This window comes from Thalassobacillus devorans MSP14 (assembly GCF_000496835.1).
Classification (GTDB): domain Bacteria; phylum Bacillota; class Bacilli; order Bacillales; family Halobacillaceae; genus Thalassobacillus; species Thalassobacillus devorans_B.
On record NZ_KI543237.1, the window covers coordinates 527390 to 546655 of the forward strand.

At 43.7% G+C, this 19266-nt stretch carries 16 protein-coding genes; 4 read left to right on the top strand and 12 right to left on the bottom strand.

The genetic code is table 11. From position 1 onward, the window contains the following. Positions 1-34 precede the first annotated feature (34 nt). The 4 genes from P855_RS0112920 to P855_RS0112935 all read right to left on the bottom strand — a co-directional run bounded on the left by P855_RS0112920 (position 35) and on the right by P855_RS0112935 (position 3933). A complete protein-coding gene (locus P855_RS0112920) occupies positions 35-961 on the bottom strand; it encodes an LCP family protein (protein ID WP_028783962.1) in 927 nt (308 codons plus the stop codon). 8 nt (positions 962-969) lie between these two features. After that, positions 970-2349: a glycosyltransferase family 2 protein gene (locus P855_RS0112925; RefSeq protein ID WP_028783963.1), complete on the bottom strand. Its 1380-nt coding sequence runs from the start codon at positions 2347-2349 to the stop codon at positions 970-972. Positions 2350-2580: 231 nt separating this feature from the next. Then, positions 2581-3300: a metallophosphoesterase family protein gene (locus P855_RS0112930; protein WP_028783964.1), complete on the bottom strand. Its 720-nt coding sequence runs from the start codon at positions 3298-3300 to the stop codon at positions 2581-2583. A gap of 87 nt (positions 3301-3387) precedes the next feature. Beyond that, entirely contained in the window at positions 3388-3933 is a 546-nt protein-coding gene (locus P855_RS0112935; protein ID WP_028783965.1) for a 3-dehydroquinate synthase II, read from the bottom strand. A gap of 319 nt (positions 3934-4252) precedes the next feature. On the opposite strand from P855_RS0112935, the gene P855_RS20960 reads away from it, so the two are divergent. Continuing rightward, positions 4253-7387 carry a glycoside hydrolase family 97 catalytic domain-containing protein gene (locus P855_RS20960; RefSeq protein WP_051353214.1) on the top strand — a complete coding sequence of 1045 codons (3135 nt, stop codon included), beginning with the start codon at positions 4253-4255 and terminating at the stop codon, positions 7385-7387. A 159-nt stretch (positions 7388-7546) separates the two neighbouring features. On the opposite strand, the gene P855_RS20965 is transcribed toward P855_RS20960, so the two are convergent. The 6 genes from P855_RS20965 to P855_RS0112970 form a co-directional block, all read right to left on the bottom strand. After that, positions 7547-9172: an FMN-binding glutamate synthase family protein gene (locus tag P855_RS20965; RefSeq protein WP_037986047.1), complete on the bottom strand. Its 1626-nt coding sequence runs from the start codon at positions 9170-9172 to the stop codon at positions 7547-7549. A gap of 309 nt (positions 9173-9481) precedes the next feature. Then, on the bottom strand, positions 9482-9646 hold the full coding sequence (locus tag P855_RS22525) for a hypothetical protein (protein WP_235062647.1): 165 nt from the start codon (positions 9644-9646) through the stop codon (positions 9482-9484). Continuing rightward, positions 9646-9912 carry a hypothetical protein gene (locus P855_RS0112955; RefSeq protein WP_028783966.1) on the bottom strand — a complete coding sequence of 89 codons (267 nt, stop codon included), beginning with the start codon at positions 9910-9912 and terminating at the stop codon, positions 9646-9648. The genes P855_RS22525 and P855_RS0112955 overlap by 1 nt, the downstream gene beginning before the upstream one ends. Positions 9913-10172: 260 nt before the next feature. Next, complete coding sequence (locus tag P855_RS0112960; protein ID WP_084315698.1) at positions 10173-11846, bottom strand: Na+/H+ antiporter NhaC family protein; 1674 nt, start codon at positions 11844-11846, stop codon at positions 10173-10175. Between the two features lie 3 nt (positions 11847-11849). Next, positions 11850-12470 (bottom strand): response regulator, encoded by a 621-nt coding sequence (locus tag P855_RS0112965; RefSeq protein ID WP_028783968.1) that lies wholly within the window; start codon positions 12468-12470, stop codon positions 11850-11852. Then, positions 12448-13803, bottom strand: a complete 1356-nt coding sequence (locus P855_RS0112970; protein ID WP_235062648.1) for a sensor histidine kinase — start codon at positions 13801-13803, stop codon at positions 12448-12450. Before P855_RS0112970 ends, P855_RS0112965 begins: the two co-directional genes overlap by 23 nt. 159 nt (positions 13804-13962) lie before the next feature. Here P855_RS0112970 and P855_RS0112975 point away from each other — a divergent pair, with 159 nt between their 5' ends. Beyond that, a complete protein-coding gene (locus tag P855_RS0112975) occupies positions 13963-15138 on the top strand; it encodes a M20 metallopeptidase family protein (RefSeq protein ID WP_028783970.1) in 1176 nt (391 codons plus the stop codon). Between the two features lie 180 nt (positions 15139-15318). Here the strand turns inward: P855_RS0112975 and P855_RS0112980 are convergent, their stop codons facing one another. Then, positions 15319-16854 (bottom strand): YifB family Mg chelatase-like AAA ATPase, encoded by a 1536-nt coding sequence (locus P855_RS0112980; RefSeq protein ID WP_028783971.1) that lies wholly within the window; start codon positions 16852-16854, stop codon positions 15319-15321. Then, the gene (locus P855_RS20975; protein ID WP_051353215.1) at positions 16814-17398 is read right to left on the bottom strand and encodes a transposase; all 585 of its coding nucleotides are present in this window, start codon (positions 17396-17398) and stop codon (positions 16814-16816) included. Before P855_RS20975 ends, P855_RS0112980 begins: the two co-directional genes overlap by 41 nt. A 945-nt stretch (positions 17399-18343) precedes the next feature. Between P855_RS20975 and P855_RS0112995 the strand changes: the two genes are divergently transcribed. Both P855_RS0112995 and P855_RS0113000 read left to right on the top strand, forming a co-directional pair. Next, complete coding sequence (locus tag P855_RS0112995; protein ID WP_028783973.1) at positions 18344-18607, top strand: AbrB/MazE/SpoVT family DNA-binding domain-containing protein; 264 nt, start codon at positions 18344-18346, stop codon at positions 18605-18607. Positions 18608-18655: 48 nt separating this feature from the next. After that, on the top strand, positions 18656-19015 hold the full coding sequence (locus tag P855_RS0113000; RefSeq protein ID WP_419177279.1) for a type II toxin-antitoxin system death-on-curing family toxin: 360 nt from the start codon (positions 18656-18658) through the stop codon (positions 19013-19015). Positions 19016-19266: the final 251 nt, after the last annotated feature.

A 19266-nucleotide genomic window follows, 5' to 3' on the forward strand; every position in this document is an offset into this window, starting at 1 on the left:
CCCCAGGGCATTAATACTTTGCATCCCTCAAACATCAATCATCATCACTTTCCAAATGACTGTTCAACTTAGCTGAAAGTACCTCTACATATTCCATATCAGGCATGTAATAATAGGTTTCATCCATCTCTCCATCCTCACCCTTGATCTCATGCTGTTTAACAGAATGTAAGGCGTCCTTATAATTCGATTGGATATTCCAGATTTCTTTTAAACTAAGATTGGTTCGAACATTATCTTCGATGGCATTCAGAATTTCTTCCACTCGTGTAATCGATGAAAAACTGGCCCCTTTATTGATGAGTCCTGAAATGACTTTCCGCTGTCGCTCTTGACGTCCAAAGTCTCCACGGGGGTCATCCTTCCTCATTTGTGAATAGGCGACGGCCTCTTCACCGTTTAATTGCAGTGATCCTTTTTCAAAGTGAACCCCTTTATACTTGAAATCTAATTCATTGGTTACCTTGATGTCCCCTATGGCATTCACCATATCCGCCAGGCCTTCCATATCTACCCGGATAAAATAATCGATCGGAACATTCAGGAAATGTTCAACAGTCCGTATGGTCATCTTTGTTCCTCCAAAAGCATACGCATGGTTGATCTTGTCCTTTTTTCCGTGTCCTACGATTTCTGTATAGGTATCACGGGGGATGCTCACCATTTGCGTTGACTTTTGAGAAGGGTTAACCGTTACCAGTATAATGGCATCAGAACGCTGATAAGGATCGTGCTCTCCCTCCGGTTCATCAATTCCCATTAACAAAACCGAAAAAGGGTCATGCTCCTCAAAGCTGATTTCTTCTAAGCGTTTCTCTGATTCTTTCCGTTCAATATCTTCCTGGATATTGGTAAAGGTGGTTGCAGCAAGATTCCACCAGTAGCTTCCCGCTGCGATAATGGTCACACCGATTCCAGTTAATAGAACAAGCATGATTCGCTTCCACTTAATTTTATTCATACGTTACCTCACTTAAGCGCTTTGTCTGCTGGCATCCCAGCCGCTGTATCTAGATCATATTTCCGTCCGGTACGGGCAACTTTCTTCCACTCTCTATTAAAAAAGTACGCAATACTTCCATACATAACAAAATACATCGTAATAAAACGATGGATGAACACGTCGTACACCACCGTATTGAATAAACGAATCCGGTCCTCTTTTTCAAATGTGAACCCATACCGTTTCACTTGTCTCAATGCTAATAAGTTATAAATAAAGTTAAATAGAAAAATATAGGATAAATAAATGACAATAAACCCGATAACGACGAAAGCCATATTCATTAAAGCGTTGGCGACAAAGAATCCTGCTGTTATATAAGCAGCGAGAATTCCGACAAAGAAAGATTCAATAATGTAAAAAAACGAAACGGCTTTCGTCATGACGGTTCTCAGGAAAAAGAAGCGGAAATGTACTAAGCAGTCCATATAGGATTTTTGCCAGCGGATTCGCTGTTTGAATAAGTCCCTCCATGTTTCCGGAAGCTCGGTATAACTAATCGCCTCTGTCAGCAGCAACACCTTTTTATGCTTTTCACGGGCAATCAATCGATGTATCTTAAGGGTAATATCAATGTCTTCTCCTACCGATGATCGGTAGCCTCCTACATCAATCAAGGCTTGCTTGGAAAAAATACCAAACGCCCCGGAGATGATCGCTAATGCCTGAAAGCGTGCCAGCGATAGTTTCGTCACGTAAAAAGCCTTCAGGAAATCAAGCATCTGGACCCGTACTAACATCTTGGTTCCGGCTAACGACAATTTCTTCAATGGGTTCGCTGTTTTTGTTTGCAAGACATGAACCATGCCACCTGCTGCGATGACATTTGGATCAACGAATTTTTCATTGATTACATGCAACGCAGGCCTGGTCAATACCGTATCCGCATCAAACGTAACCACTAATTCCTTGGAAGCATATTCGATTCCAGCGTTTAAAGCATCCGCTTTGCCACCGTTGTGCTTATTCACCACGTAAATATTGGGATAGAGGGTAGATTGGTATACTCCCTCCACCTCTTTATGCGGTAATTTTCCTAAGTGCGATTTCAGGCATTTTTTTAAATTTAAATCGTTATGTAACAGATCAAAGGTCTCGTCCGTGGACCCATCATTGATATAGATTACTTCATAATTGGTATAATCCAAAACTTTCATACTGGAAACCGATGTTTCAATAATCCCCGCTTCATTATAAGAAGGAATGATGATACTGATTCCTTTTTCGGATTTTGTCTCCTTCTTTACCAGCTCCTCTTCGTTCTGAAACCAGGGCAGGCAATGGAACAAGTGAAGAATCGGGAAAAATAAGCAAAAACAAAAGAATATGATTAGAAACAGTTCCACGCATATGGTTCCTCTCTTAGAAGTTCCAAGTTCATAATCATGTGAAACTACCATTTTTACAAGGGGTTTTGGTCGAAACCTGTCCGATTTCCTATGAAAAATAGGAAATTTTAAGGGTATCAGGGGATAAAACCGACCACACCCCGGGTCCTCCAGAATTTGGAGGGCTCCGGGGTGTGGTCGGTTTCACCCCAGGTCCTCCAGATTCTGGAGGACCTGGGGTGAAAAGCATTAAACTGATGCGTTCATTAATAAGTTCTTCAGTACATCTTTCTGCGGGTAATCAGAAGCTTCGATATCGTCTACTAATCCAGCTAAGTTATAATTAGTCCTTACAATAGAGGCTTCTACCCCATTCTCTCCAATATCGATCAACACATAAGACGGCTGAGCCAACCCATCAAAAGGAAGACCGATGCTCCCTGTATTGATTACCATTTTTCCATTGATATAGCGGATATACGGCTTATGGATGTGGCCATAAATATAGACGTCAGCCAGTTGATTTGACATCAGACGACCTTTCATTTCTTCCTCTGTGGCATCTGGTAAAACCACTTCAAACAGATCAGTAGATGTCGCATGGAATCCGTGGATGTTGATGCCTTTGTGCTCTTCCGTTATCTCTGTTGGCAGTTCCTTTAAATAGTTTACCGACTCGCTCGTCATATTGGCATGTGCCCAGTCTCTCTCCTGATTCATACCTGCGATCACTTTATCAGGGACTTCGCCTCCCTGGACTCCTCTGACAATCCATTCATCTGCGTTTCCTTTGATAACTTGTGCATCAAGCCCCCGTACCAATTCAACCGAACGTTCTGGCTCAAGTCCTCGATAAGCGATATCACCAAGCACAAACAATCGGTCGACATTTTTAGTTTTGATATCTTCCAAAACAGCTTCCAAGGCACGTGCGTTTCCATGAATATCGGATAGGAATGCTAATCTCATATCTATCTCCTTTCTCTCAAAACCTTCTTATATTAAATAGCTTATCAGGAATACATGAAGGCTGTCAGGCTATACTTTTTAAAATCATCACTTTTCAACGATCACCTCATCGATTTGTTCTCCCAAGTGACGGCCCGGCTTATCTTTCAAGCCAAGGATACGGTGGCTAATTTCCAAATCCTCGATAGCCACTTCTCCAAGGCTCTCTTCTAATACATGCACACTCGTGGATTTCTGTAAGGTAGCAGATACGGCCCCATGCTCACTTTGACATTCCACTCTTACAAATGGCCGCTTTTCTATTTTCACACGGCCAAGCGGCAGTTCTCGTTCTTCCTGCTCTCCTTCTACGATTAATTTCTCACCTGGATTCAGTTCATGCAGGTAATGAGTCTTATTTTCCTGATATAAATATTGATGAAACGCACCACAATTAATACGAAAAGGTCTTGCTGGGTAATTTTCTGACTCCCGATTTTCGGAAAGCACCTTTACGTAGCCATGACCTGTGTTGCCGACATACACGCCATCACGGGGCTGTAATATATCCACAAAATCAAGGCATACCCGCATCCCTTCGCCAACTTCCTCAATTTGCACAACTTCCATAAACTCTTTTTCTAACCTAGCCATCTAACCGACTCCCATCAAGGATTTTTTCTCTTACTTGATTATAGGAGTTATGCTAGCATTTCCTCAAGCTGCTCACGTGATTAGTTATCACATGTGGGACAATTACATCCGAAGGAAAAATCTGGAGGACCCGGGGTGTGTTTGGAGAATCCACCATAACCTAAAAAGGACTTTCAGGGTAAAACTATTGTTCTACTCTATTACAACTTTTCTCTCTCGTTTTCTGTTGAAAATTATAGAATAATGAACGGACAAAGGAGGGAATATTTTTCTTTAATTTTTTCACACACAAGCAATGCATAAACTTAAGGAGGAGTATATGAGTATTAAAAAGCGTTTACTATCGTGTTTTACCGTTGTCTTCATGTTTTTGTTCTCTGCCAGCCTAGTTGGGGTGGATGCTATAGGAAAAGCAGACGGCCAGAAAAAACTAAAAACATCTGCCCACTCGCCTGATGGAAATGTTCAGGTTGAGTTTCAGCTTACTGAGGAAGGAGAACCACAATATCAGATTTCCTATGGAAAGACACGTTTGATCGAACCTTCCTCATTAGGTTTTAAATTTAAAGAGCAAGCCCCACTTCAGAGTAACTTCAAGATTATAGATACCTCTATCGAAAATTACAACGAACATTGGGAGCCCGTATGGGGAGAAAAAAGTAAAATCAAAAATCATTACAAGCAGTTAACCGTTTACCTTCAGGAAAAAGATGAACCGAACCGCAAGATGAACATCGTATTCCGCATTTATGATGACGGCGTAGGTTTCCGTTATGTGCTTCCGCAACAGGAAAACCTCAATGAAAATCTGCAGATTACCAGCGAAGAGACGGAATTCCGTTTTTCCAGCAATAATACATCCTGGTGGATTCCGAATGATTGGGACAGCTATGAATACAACTACAATAAAACCCCATTAAGTGAAGTAGATGAAGTAAGCACCCCTTTTACGATGAAGACACCGGAAGGTATACATCTGGCTGTGCATGAGGCTGCCTTGATCGATTATTCGGGCATGGCGCTGAAAGCAGTGGATGGGGAAGAAAAGGTGTTGAAAAGTATTTTGGCACCGTGGCCGGACAGCAACGTGAAGGTAAAGAAAGATAGCCTTCCTGTCGAGACTCCATGGAGAACGATTGAAATCGGCGAAGATGCAGGAGACCTTGTTGAATCGGATATGATTTTAAATCTTAATGAACCGTCCGCCATTGAAGATACATCCTGGATTGAGCCAATGAAATATGTCGGTGTATGGTGGGAAATGATCAGCGGCAAATCAACATGGGCATCTGGAGAAAAGCATGGGGCCACCACTGAAAACGCGAAAAGATACATCGATTTTGCCAGTAAGTATTTAGATACGAAAAACCAAAACATCGGTCTTTTAGTTGAAGGATGGAATATTGGCTGGGACGGTAATTGGATAGAAAACGGCGATAAATTCAATTTTACCAAGCCCTACCCTGATTACAATTTAGAAGAAGTTGTTCAATATGCAAAAGATCGTAACGTATCATACATTATGCACAATGAAACATCCGGCGATATTATAAATTATGAAGAACAAATGGACGAAGCCTACCGCATGTACCAGCAGTTAGGCATTCATGCGATTAAGAGCGGTTATGTCGCAGACTATGGCATCCATAACCCAGAAGGCCAAAAGCACCACGGCCAATATATGGTCAATCATTATAATAATGCTGTGAAAAAAGCTGCTGAATACGAAATCATGATCAATACTCACGAACCTATTAAACCAACCGGCCTTGCACGCACATATCCGAACTGGATGAGCCGTGAAGGTGTGATGGGAATGGAGTATGCTGCATTTGGAGACCAGAATAACCCACCAGAACATGATACAATCCTGCCCTTCACGAGAATGATGGGTGGACCGATTGATTTTACCCCGGGGATATTCGATGTGAACATTTCGCATGCCGATACACGCGTACACTCTACACGCGCCAAACAGCTGGCACTCTATGTAACTATTACTACTGGAACACAGATGGTCGCGGATCTGCCTGAAAACTATAAAGATGAAAATGGCCAGATTCTACCGGAATTTAAGTTTATCAGGGATGTACCGGTCACCTGGGATGACATTATCGTTCCTAATGCAGAAATTGGCGACTATGCTACCATTGTCCGACGCAGCGGCAATGAATGGTATATGGGAAGTATCACGGATGAAAATGCAAGAGACCTGGATGTAGAACTTGACTTTCTTGATAACGGTCAAAAATATGTAGCGGAAATTTACTCGGATGGACCGGAAGCGGACCTTGAAGAGAATCCTACTCAGGTTTCCATCGACAGGGTGATCGTTGACTCGAAAGACACACTGACAGCTTCCATGGCTGCAGGCGGTGGACATGCCGTAAGACTTTACCCTGCCGATAAAGAAGAAGTCAAAAAACTACCGGAATACAAAGCTCCAGAGTTAACGATGGAATATAAAGAAGTACCAGAAGCAATCCAGTCTAATGATAATTTCGAAGTGACTGCAGCGGTAACTAATGAAGGTAACATTATTGCCGGAAAAGAATTGGAGCTGCAAATTAACGGAGAAACCGTATCAAAAAAGAAAATCAGAATCGGCCCTGGCGCTACAAAAGAAGTTACATTAAGTTCCAATAAATTGTTTAAAACCGGCGAACAGGAAATAAGCATTAAAGGCCTGGATAGTCAGACGGTTATGGTAACAGAAAGAGAACCATCCTTCACCTACAGCAACCTTGACGTTACCTCAGAGAATCAGACAATTACAGCAAAAGCGACTGTCACTAATTATGGAAGTTATAGTGGAACAGCAAGCGTTCCATTGATTGTTAATGGGGAAACAGTGGACAGCAAAGAAATTGAAGTACCGGCGGCACCTGGTGGTGGAACAGCAGAAGTTACCTTCACCTGGCAAATTTCTGAAGCTGGAGTCTATCAAATTGCCATCGGAGATGCCACGGCAAAAACGATTGCACTGCCAGTAATTGAACTGACTGGTAACTGGTTGTTCCAAAAAGGAGACAACATGAACTGGAAAGAGCCAGGGTATGATGACAGCCATTGGCAGGAAGTCACCCTTCCTTCCAGTTGGGAAGAGCATTCGGACTATAATGAAAGTAATGTTTATGGCTGGTACCGGAAAACCATCGTTGTCCCTTCCCAATGGGAAGGCCATTCACTAAAAGTTAAGCTGGGAAGAATCGATGATGTCGATGCCACCTATGTTAACGGCGAGAAAATCGCCCAATCCGGGGAATTTCCTACCGGCGAAGGCGAAGAAGGGATGATTTCAGCCTGGGACTGGGACCGCGAGTATGTAATCCCTGCTGATACGATTAATTATGGAGAAGAAAACGTTATTAGCATTCGTGTATTCGATGCAAGCGGTGGCGGTGGACTGTACCAGGGTCCTCTTGGTCCAATCGAGGTATTACCATTAGAATAAACCATACAAAAAACTCCCTCTTACTACTATTCAAGTATGAGGGAGTTTTTTGAATCTGCGATCATACAGCATCACTTTCCAGCTGATGGGCCTGGGGATAACCTATCAACCCCCGTCAGTTTCCACACTTTAACGCGTTACACTTTAGCTGAATGGGGGTCAGGCACGGGCCTGACCTGAATCGGGAAGTGTTTTATGTTCTTCTACAATGGAATCATAAATTTCATCGAGGGACCATACATTGCCCCGGGCATCATTGTAGACAATATGTTCCCGTTTGAAATGGACGGGAGAATCAAGTCCTGCTGCCGCAGCAACGCGGAATAAACCTTTGCGCATGGTAATGACGTAATTCGCCGTACGCCATTTCTTTTCATCAATGACAAGCCCTTTTTGCTTTTCAGGATCCGTTGTTGCAACACCAACCGGACAAGCATTGGAAGAGCACTGGAGGGCCTGGATACAGCCGACCGTAATCATGAAGGCACGGGCAATGTTGATCAGGTCAGCCCCCATCGCAAGAGCAATAGCAATTCTATCAGGGGAAATGAGCTTGCCTGCTGCAATAATTTTCAGCTGGTCCCGGACACCGTATTTTTTTAAGGCGTTGTCGAGTAATGGCAGCGCAGAACGAATCGGCAGGCCGACACTGTCTGCAAGCTCCTGATAGGAAGCCCCTGTGCCGCCTTCCCCACCATCAACTGTGATAAAGTCAGGACTTCTTCCGGTATCACGGATGCTTTTTGCCAGCTCTTCTGCTTCCTGCTTACTGCCGATGACGACTTTCATCCCTACTGGCAGTCCGGAATGTTCACGGACTTTGTCGATAAATTCAAATAACGATGGAAAATCACTGAACTCCTTGAAGCGGTTTGGGCTATCAATCGATTTGAATGGCTCCACCATCCGGATGCGCGCGATTTCCTCTGTCACCTTCTCTGCGTCAATATGGCCGCCCCGTGTTTTTGCGCCCTGGGCCAGTTTGATCTCAAAGGCTTTCACTTCGGGTATTTCACTTTTTTCCTTTAGCGCTTCCCAGCTGAAATTTCCTTCTTTATCCCGGACACCAAACAGGCCCGGGCCAATTTGCATGATGATATCAACGCCGCCACTTAAGTGGTAATCAGATAGCCCGCCTTCCCCGGTGTTCATCCAGGTTCCTTTTGCAATGCCAAGCCCTTTTGAAATAGCAGTTATCGCATGGTCTCCCAGGGAACCATAACTCATTGCAGACATACCTATATGGCCCCTTACGATAAATGGATTCCTCGCTCTTTCTCCAATCACGATTGCGTCATCCTCATCCAACAGGTAGACAGGGGATTCATCCTGTTCCAATTTTTCTACTTTATCCCCGAATAAAGGCTCCTTTAACAGTAAATAGCGATTTGTCGTTACCTTTGTGTCCCGGTCCATCTTCAGCTCTTCTGTCAGTTTCGGGAACATGGAATTGCGGATGTAATAACCCTCTTGTTCAAAATCCCGCTGCGATCCAAATCCGAACACGTCCCGTTTATACTTCGCCTTATTCTCGATATGCTCATATTCATTCCGTGAAAAAGGCTTCCCTTCCCGGTCATTATTAAATAAATAAGACCGCAGTTCCGGCCCGATCGACTGTATAAAGTATCTCATCCGGCCGATTACCGGATAATTTCGTAAGACTGGGTATTTTCTTTGCGTCTGATCCACCCTGAACAGATATATTCCGATTCCAAGAAATAGCGCTATGATTGCTATAAAAGTCACAAAGCCGATGACTATCATGATGTCTGCTATATTCATGCTTTTTCCCTCCTTATGTAAACCCTTTTTAGGTTTGCCAGAAGGAGCGAATGTCATCCATTATTATTCAATTTAACTGAGTGGGATCAGGCACCGAATTTGAAACGAATCGGAGTACATGAAAACCCACCATACAGGACATGAGCAATAAAAAAAGACCCCTTTACGATGAATGGGATCAGATATTATCCATTATTTATTTTCACCTGGAAATAAAACGGCAATAATAACTACTTTGTTGTCTATTAGCTTAAAATAAAATTGAAATTTCCTGACTACAATTCGGGAAATGCCTTTATATTTTCCAAATTACTCTGTGTAAGTCTTATTAACTACAGGATTTTTTACTAAATCCTCAGTTTCTAATACAACTTGGGCAACAAAATCAAGTGTTTCAAGCGGAGTAAACCTTTTACTCCTAAATTCCGTCAGTTTTTCTCTTACAGCCGGAGTCCATACAACGACACGGGTCATTACATGAAATCCTTCTCTGATAAGGATTCTAGAAGTTCAGAGGTTGAAATTCCTAAACCTTTTTTGTATTGCTGTTCACTTTCATTAAACATACGTTCCAGATTTGGATTTTTCCCAACATCAAATTTTATTGGCTGTGCATCTTCTTCTTGTAAAACAAGCGTAAACTTACCCTTACCAGGAATTGAAAATTGAACGACTGAATTTTCACTATCCATGTCATCAATATACTTCATAAGCTCCTCGGGAGATTGAATCTTTCCCATATCATCACCACCGTATAAGAATAAGTTATATTCACATCATACCATACACTATAAATCCAAAAAAAAACTATACCAACAAGGTTTCGGGACCCGGCTCAAATTCAGAGGTATTTGATGGTAAAAAAGATGGCATGGTTAGTAAGATTCCAGCGGCTGTAATTACTCCCTAGCTTTAACGCGTTACACTTTACCAGAGTTGGGGTCAGGCACGGCAAAAAGGGGCTGGCCCATATCGGACAGCCCCTTATTGCTTTAGTTTTTCACATGATAAACCCTGCTGCAAGGAAGAATACAGCAGCAATACCAGCAGCAATCAGTGCGTATGGCAGCTGGGTATTGATGTGATCCATATGCTGACAATCAGCACCGATCGATGACATCAGACTCGTATCGGAAATTGGTGATGTATGGTCTCCGAACGCACCGCCGGATAATACGGCAGCAGCAGCGAGAATCGGATCTCCGCCCGTTGCCATCATAAGCGATACGGCGATAGGCATCATGATTGCCCATGTGCCGAATGAAGTCCCCATCGAGAACGAAACGAACCCGGATATCAGGAATACAGATACCGGAATGATTGCGTTCGGGATAGCACCCTGTGCCACTTGTTCAATATAAATGGCTGCGCCTGTCCCCTCTGGAGCGGCTCCACGCATTACATCACCGAGGGTAACCGCAAGGATGATGATGACACCGCCTAATATGACGGATTTACTTCCTTCAAACAGCTCATTAGAAAACTCTTTGGCAGTCATGAGTTTGCTTGCCATGTACTTGAAAAATGCTATCAGAATACCGATGGAAAAGCTGATAATCAGCATGACATTTCCGCCGAATGGCAGTGTCTCGACATCGGCAAAATACGGAATGGTGTAATTCCAAAGACCAAGCATGACAAGGACCAGTACAGAGATGCCCAGTGGCAGTACCATATCTGATACTTTCCCTTTTTTCAATGATGCATCTTGTTCGTTACCAGGCACGTCGTTCTGGGGCAGCTCTTCCCCAATTTGATATTCCTGCCTGCCCTGTTGTGCTTTCAGTTCCGCTTTCTTCATTGGACCGAAGTCTTTTAGTTTACCAGCTGCGAACAAGAACACCATGATCAGGATGATAATGTTATAAAAGTTGAAAGGAATCGTCTTTGCGAGCCCGACTATCGGATCTTCGACACTTGGAATGTTATCCACCATCAGCGCGCCCATGAAAGCGACCCACCCGGAAATCGGGATGATAACGTTGATTGGTGAAGAAGTCGAATCCAGGAAAAAGGCCAGCTTTTCACGTGAAATTTTCATACGGTCATAAATGGGACGAAATACGGTTCCTGTTGCGAGTGAACTGAAGTATGCACTGGTGAACAATGAACTTCCCATCACAGCAGTCGACAACTGGGCCCCTTCTTTTGATCTTACTTTATTGGCGAGCCAGCTGCCGAAAGCATATGCCCCGCCTGATTTATTCAGCACACCTATGAATGCACCGAGAAGCAATACGATGATAACCAGCTGGGCCCGGCCTGCGTCTTTGACAAGCCCCATCCCTCTGATTCCTTCTTCAGGGTTAGCCGGATGACCCGCTACAGCCCCGAATAAGTTGACGATTGAAAAAACAAATGAATGGATGATACCGTTGGTCCTTGCATCGATCATCATTGTCCCTACTAAAATACCGGCCAAAAGTGATGGCACGACCCGTTTGGTGCCAATTGCCAGGGCAAGGGCTACGATGGATGGAAGCAACGACCAGATCCCGAAATGTTCCATGAAATAATTCCCCTTTCTTTCTGTCTGCCGGACAAGTCCTGTAATTTGAAAAGTATTTGAAATTGTCCGAATACTGTAATTTGCATTATAAACAGTAAACTTTCTGCAACAAACAGAAAAAAAAGAAAAAAACTCCGCTCTGATTACAGCCCGGAGTTTCAACATAAGTCATTTCGTATACCATTTATATAAATTTTTCGGTCGCCCGATTCTCTGATGGCTCACGATTTGTTTTACTTTTCCGACTTCCAGCAAATGCATCAGGTACCGGTAGACCGTCGGATAAGCAAGCCCTACCTCCTTGGAGATATCATCCACAGAACAAGGCTGCGAATTAGTCTCGAGGTAGTCAGCAATCAAGGTAAGAGTTTTTTTGCTGATTCCTTTTTCCGTAAACACATCACCTTCATTCTTCTGCACATCCTGGATATTGGCAAGACGGATGTGCAGCTGGATACGTGCGATGATATCTGGTGCCTTCACCGGTTTCAGGGCGAAATCGGAAGCCCCTTCTTTCAAAAATTCATCTGCGATCTCCTGTCGTTCATCAACCGTCAATACGATGAGCGGTGTAACAGTATCCATTTTCCGCAGCATTTTAACCGTCTGGAGCCCGTCCATTTCCGGCATATGGTAATCGACGAGGACAAGATCCGGTTTGACTTCTTTGAAAAGCTCCACACCCTGGTAACCATTTTCGGCTGCGATGGAATCCCAGCCGGCATATTTACATATCTCTTTCAGCATGTAACGTAAGGAATGATCGTCATCTATTATCAATATGTTCAAGTCGTAACACCTCCTCCGGAAAAACGATCCAAAACGCTGTCCCGATCCCTGGTTCACTGTCGATTTCAAGACGTGCTTTATGTTCTTGTACCACGTCACTGACAAAAGTAAGTCCCACGCCCGGATGGGATTTCGTACTGAAGCCAGGCTGATGGATTTTCTTTTTCTCCGATTCCGTCATCCCTTTGCCGTTATCGATCACTCCAAGACAAAGTTCGCCATTTGTCACTTTGGTTCGGACCGAGACCATGGGGTGCATGTTCCCTTCCACTGCATCACAGGCATTGTCGATCAGATTGACCACTGCCCGTGTGATTCTGATTTTGTTGATATACAGTTCGATTGCTTCGTCTGCCTCAAACTCAAAACGAAAACGAATATCATTGTCGGACAGTTTATTGGCTCTGATATATTCAATCAACTGCTTCAATGAACACCAGTTCTTTTTTTCCTGGTAAAGGATTTCAGAGACCATATCACTTGTTGAATCAATTGCTCCTGAGATTTTATTCGTATATTCCTTTATATCTTTATCTTCACTTTTCATCGCTATCAGAGAATTAAGCCCTTCGATAAAGGCAAGCGGAGTTTTCAAATCATGTACCAAGTGAAGCACTTCCCGGCCAGAGCGTGAGGCAATCACCTCGCCGCGCGCAATGTCCAGGTCACGGCTGATTTTCCATTTTTGTTCGGAGACGGTCAAATAGACAGCCAATATGACGGCATTAATCACAAAAATAGCACACAGCATGGTGCTGTATAACGAAAGGGTGAAGCCATATTCGATGGTGAGCGCAATGGACTTCAATTCGCTCGATATCGGTCCGCCGCCGAAACCATATGGCGACAGAAACGTCACCGTATCCAGCCATTGAATGCCGAATAAAATTTGAGCGAGTACAAAAGACTTCAGCAGTGGACGAAGGCGCCCTTTTCCTAATATATGAAGCAGAGAGATGGAAATCAGAAGCAGCAGTGCCGGTCCGCCAAAGTGGTAGTTCAGCGGGCTGTATGCATTGATCGACAGGTATACAAGCGGAATGATTGCAAATGGAACCACAACTTTCAACCAGGGCCGGTTCAGCCGGTGCCCAAGTTCATCACCCAACAGCAAAGCCCCAAGGTAATGAGGCAATGCCCGGATCGTATTCAGCATGACCAGGAGGAACGCCGTCCACATCAGTGTGTCGCCTTCCGGATCCTCGCGAAGCTCGTCCATCAGTTGGTACAGCCCTGCCTCATCGGCACCAAGCCATAGCGGCATCGTAATACCGATGATGATCAGTAATATTTTGATAAGAATGCTTTGTTTTACAAAAAGCCTCAATGCCACGCTCACCCTCCTTTCCCTCTGTCTGTTCGTTCAGAAAAAAAAGAAAAAAAATTGTCCCATCCATCAGTTTGTGAAAAACTGATAGATATCATTAATCCTCATTGTATTATACGTCAATACCATGGGGAAGAAAACTCGATCAATAAGGAGTAATTTCTTATGACCTTCCTGAACACAGCAGAAAAAAACCTCCCGTCCTGGACCGAATGGAGACGTCATCTCCATCAGAACCCGGAACTCGGATTAGAAGAAGTTGAAACAAATACATTCATCGTCGAACGGCTGAAGGAAATGGGCCACAAACATGTCGAAACCATCGCAGATACCGGGGTGGTCGTCCTTGTGGAAGGAAAAGCGCCCGGGAAGACTGTCGCATTACGCGCCGATATTGACGCCCTTCCGATTCAGGATGAAAAAGACGTCGCATATAAATCAAAAGTCAGCGGCAAAGCACATCTGTGCGGTCATGACGCCCACACTACGATGCTGCTTGGCGCTGCCCAGCTTTTGAAAGATAACCCGCCGGAGAAAGGCAACATCAAGCTGATTTTCCAGCCAGCTGAAGAAGGACGATTCGGTGCTCAAAAAATGATCGAGCACGGCGTTCTGGAAAACCCAAAAGTTGATGCGATCGCCGGCCTGCACGTGAATCCCGATGTACCGACGGGCTATGTGACCTGCGCAGAAAAGGAAGTCTGCGCGGCCGCAGACTTTTTCAACCTCGAAATCATCGGCGAAGGAGGGCACGCAGCCCATCCCCATCGCGCAATCGATTCGATTACGATGACCGCAGAAGTCATCAGTTCCCTGCAGCAGCTCATCAGCCGCCAAATTGATCCATTGGCGCCGACTGTGCTTACCATGGGACAAATTCACGGCGGATCTGCGGACAACGCTATTGCACCGAACGTAAAAGTCGGGGGTACAGTCCGCACCCTCGATCCGGACGTCCGCTATTCCATCGAGGAGAAAATGAACCGGGTCGTCAAAGGAATCACTGATGCATTCGGCGGCAGTTATCAATTGACGTACAACTACTTTTATCCACCGCTCATCAATGATACTTCCCTTGTGCCATCCGTGAAAGAAGCTGTTGGAGAGGTGTTAGGTAACGATCGTTTTTCCATCGTAAAACCATCGATGGGCGGCGAAGATTTTTCCTTCTATGCAAACGAGATCCCAGCTGTCTTTTTCCGTCTCGGAGTGAGAAACGAGGCGAAAAATGCTTTTTACCCGCTCCACCATCCGAAATTCGATTTAGATGAAGAAGCGATGCCGTACGGAGCCTCCATCCTGGCAACGTGGGCACTTAACCAGTTAAAAGAAAGTGAATAGCATTGAATAGTGAGAAATCCACGAAGAAAAGTATCTATCTTCGTGGGTTTCTTTATCATGCTTAAACCGCATCCAGGGTGTCTGAACCTGGCCCACTCATTTCCAACAGAAAGCCCACTTTGGGTAACGAAACATCAAAATCAGAACGCCTTGATACAGTGGGTCTGACTTCCGTAACTATTATTCTTTCACCATACTAATTTTCTTCACTACATGAGCAGGAAAACGATAACTGAGTGCTTCATCGAGATCCTGTTCCGTGATCATATCATGTCCCTGCAAGTCAGCAATCGTCCGGGCTACACAAATCAGGTTGACCTGCACCCTGTTGCTGAAATGATAAGTCATGCTCCATGTCTGCAGTAATCCTCGCAACCTCGACGATAGTGGCGACTTTTTCATCAGTGTCTCATAGGGCACGATACTGTTTGTCAATTCCTCACCATAGCGGGCATATTGACGATTTCGCGCATCAGTTACCTGTTCCTTCATCGTTTCGGAATCGGTTTGATGTTCCCTGGTGTGGGTGGCCAAAGAAATCGGTTCTAACTGCAAATGAATATCCATCCGATCGAGAATCGGACCGGACAACCGCTGCTGGTAACTGTTGATCTGTTTCGGCGTACAGGTGCAATATTTATCCTTTGCTCCTTTATAGCCACAAGGGCACGGATTGGTAGCTCCGATTAGAATGAATCTGGCAGGATACGTAACGGTTCCACTGACTCTGCTGATTGTCACCTTGCCCGCTTCGATCGGCTGCCGGAGCATATCGAGGGTTTTCTTCGGAAATTCAGCCATTTCATCTAAAAAAAGCGCACCGCCATGAGCTAAGGAGACTTCTCCAGGACGGGGCGTTGTGCCGCCTCCAATAAGAGAAACAGCTGAAGCAGAATGATGAGGATGGCGATAAGGAGGGTTCGAGGATAAGGCACGGCTTTCGTGAGCCAGCTGGTAGAGGCTAAAACTATCGATCATCGTTTTCTCTTTCATTTCAGGGAGAATCGATGGAAAGGCGGAAGCAAGCATGCTCTTACCACAGCCTGGAGGTCCACTCATCAGGACATTATGACCTCCTGCAGCCGCTGTTATCAAAGCCCGTTTCGGAATCTCATGACCTATGATCTCTGAAAAATCAGTTCCCCATGCTTCATTGCTCTGATTAATATCAACGTCAACTGTCAATGGAAAGGTGATCTGTTGGGTTATACCGTTCAAATGATCGACCACCTGCTGTAAATTTGAGACAGGTAATAGCATCGATTGGTTGCGTATCGTTTTTAATCCATGGATAGTATCCGGGACAAAAATATGTTGAAAACCAAGCTCCTTTGCCTGCATGACTGCCGCAAGCATACCTTCCGTCTCGTGAATCGAGCCATCCAGCGATAGTGCCCCTAGAAAAGCAGTACTTTCCGGGATATTACCGGTGAGCTGATGGGTTTCCTTTAAAATGGCGATCGCCATCGCTAAATCGGCCATCGGTCCGTTTTTCTTCTGCTCCGTTGGCGAAAGCAGCACGATAATATGACGACCGGATATATCTGCCGTAATGGAATGAAGGGCGCCTTTCAACCGATCCTTTGATTCTTTGATCGAAGCATCAGGCAGACCGATGACAGATACCTGCTCGGCGCCGGATAAAGACTGGACTTCGACACCGATGACATAGCCTTCAAGCCCCTTCAGGCCGATACTCTTCACAATAGTCGCCATATTCTTTTCCTCCTTTTTCCTCAATGTAACTTTTATATCTTTGTACTTTCGGATCGACAAAACAATCCAGCAATGGCTTTCTTGTAAGAAACTCATGATGCTCCTTCCCTAAGTATGCAGGGTAGCTGCTCCATCGATAAGCTTCCGGGACGGCGACCATGCCTGCATTCACAGGATTTAAATGAATGTACTTGCTGGCAGCAAGAAAATAGCTCGTGGTCTCGATCATCTTACTGTAATAACGTCCCTGAAATAAATGACCATTAAACTTATGCCGCGAATTAAAATACTTTGCATAACGGAATTGAATATATTTCATGATCTCCCCTGGAGAATGATTGTGGACTTGGAGGAGTAAATGGATATGGTTGGTCATGAGACAAAAAGCGTGGACGGTAAAAGGAATCTCCTTCTGGCACCGAAGAATCAGCTGGAGGTACATATTATAATCGTCATCATTAAAAAACACTGCCGTGCCCCTGTTTCCACGAGCAGTAATATGGTACCGAGCCCCCGGATACCATTGACGAGGCTTTCTAGACATCACAACATCTCCTAAACTGTTATTACTCCTATTCTAATAGAATAGAAATGCCAAGAAAAATCCCTCATTTCAAAATTTCATCCAAAACCAACATATAAAAATCACACTTCCCAAACACCAAAAAATCGATTTTCCAACAATGAAAATAGTAAATTTAAAAATTTGAGCCTATAAAAACTAGTACTATTAGAAAGATGCTTAACGGTAATGTCACATCAAAATCAGAACACCTCAATACAGTGGATTAGACCCACGTGTAACGTGAGCTTCATTTTCTTAACTTTCGTTCCAATATTCTACAAATATGGTATAGCATCGCTCTACACTTCCGCACTTTAATGCTTTGTACTTTAGATGAGTGGAGTCAGGCAATGAAATACTATTGATCAAATGTTTGATCAATTGAAATATTAGAAGCATTATTCGACGAATTTCATTTAATTTGCAAAACCCACACAATATTCCTGGAGTCAGACCAATCATAACTACACTATGTATTTCCTCCCTGCCGACCAGGGTGTGTGAACCTCCCCCACTCTCTCCCCTCAGATATGCCATTACTTGTAAAACCACTTCATGTAAATCTAGCAATGGATCAGAGCTCGAAAGTTCAAGGTCCAGGGAGAAGCAATCGAATTAAAATGGTTCAGCTCAGAAACCCCTTTATAAGGATATTTACATGACACAGTATCGGTCATTAAATATACAGGAGGTTTTTGTGAAAGAGAAAATGAGTCAAACGTCTCTTCGGGAGGCACACTGCCCAAAACAACGCTTTCTCACTTTAACGCGTTACACTTTAGCTGAGTGGGGGTCAGGCACGGCATTTTATCTCATTCTTTCTTTCAAAATAAGAATCATTATGATAATATGTAAGTACATTAATACATTATTACGCATGGAATAAATAGTAACTAGCTAAGCTAGAGAGGAGAATAATACGAAATGAGTGGAAAACCTTTGCGAAAAAAAGAAACTCGAAAAGTAGTGCAAACAGGAAATAGCCTCGGTGTAGGGTTACCGAAAGCAATTATTGATTCGTTAAATATTGCTCGCGGGGATGAGATTGAATTTGAAGTGAAAGATGATCAAATTATCTTAAATAAAAAAAGGAAATGGGAAGACGAAGTGGATATTGAGTTGGTAAAAATGCTTGCGGAAACGCTTGACGAACATGATCAAGTATTTAAAAAACTAAGGGATCGATAAATGAACATTGTTTATTTAAAAGTCAAAGACGTAGCAGTTATCCACTTTATGATTATGAAGAAATATGGAAAAGGCGAACAAGCTGGCATCAAAGAACAGGAGTTACTTGAATCTGCAGTTTATCCTCCTCAACAAAGTGCATTTGAAGAAGAAGCTTATCCTACCATTTTTGATAAAGCTGCTGCCTTATTTGAGTCATTAGCTAGGAATCACTGCTTCCACAACGGAAATAAACGAACAGCATTAGCCTCGCTCGATATTTTTCTGAAGAAAAATGGATATAAACTTAGAAAAAATGACCATGAAAATGAAGAATATACAGTAATCGTCGCTCAAGGAAAAGCAGGAACAACCTCTGATATTGCAGGATGGATAGAATCAAATATAGAAAACTACATCGGTAGATAAACGAAGTAAATCGTCTTACACGCCTTTGCTCTCCTATAAAACACCTTCTCATCCTAAATTAAATGGTTCAGCTCAGAAACCCTTTTTTATACTGGTATCAAGGACAAGATCAATAAAACCTCCTGTATAATTTACATGACATAGTATTGGGTCATTAAATTCACAGGAGGTTTTTGTGAAAGAGAAAATGAGTCTAACCTTCCGGCGGGAGGCTGTGACCAAAACCCCACTCTCTCACTTTAACGCTTTAC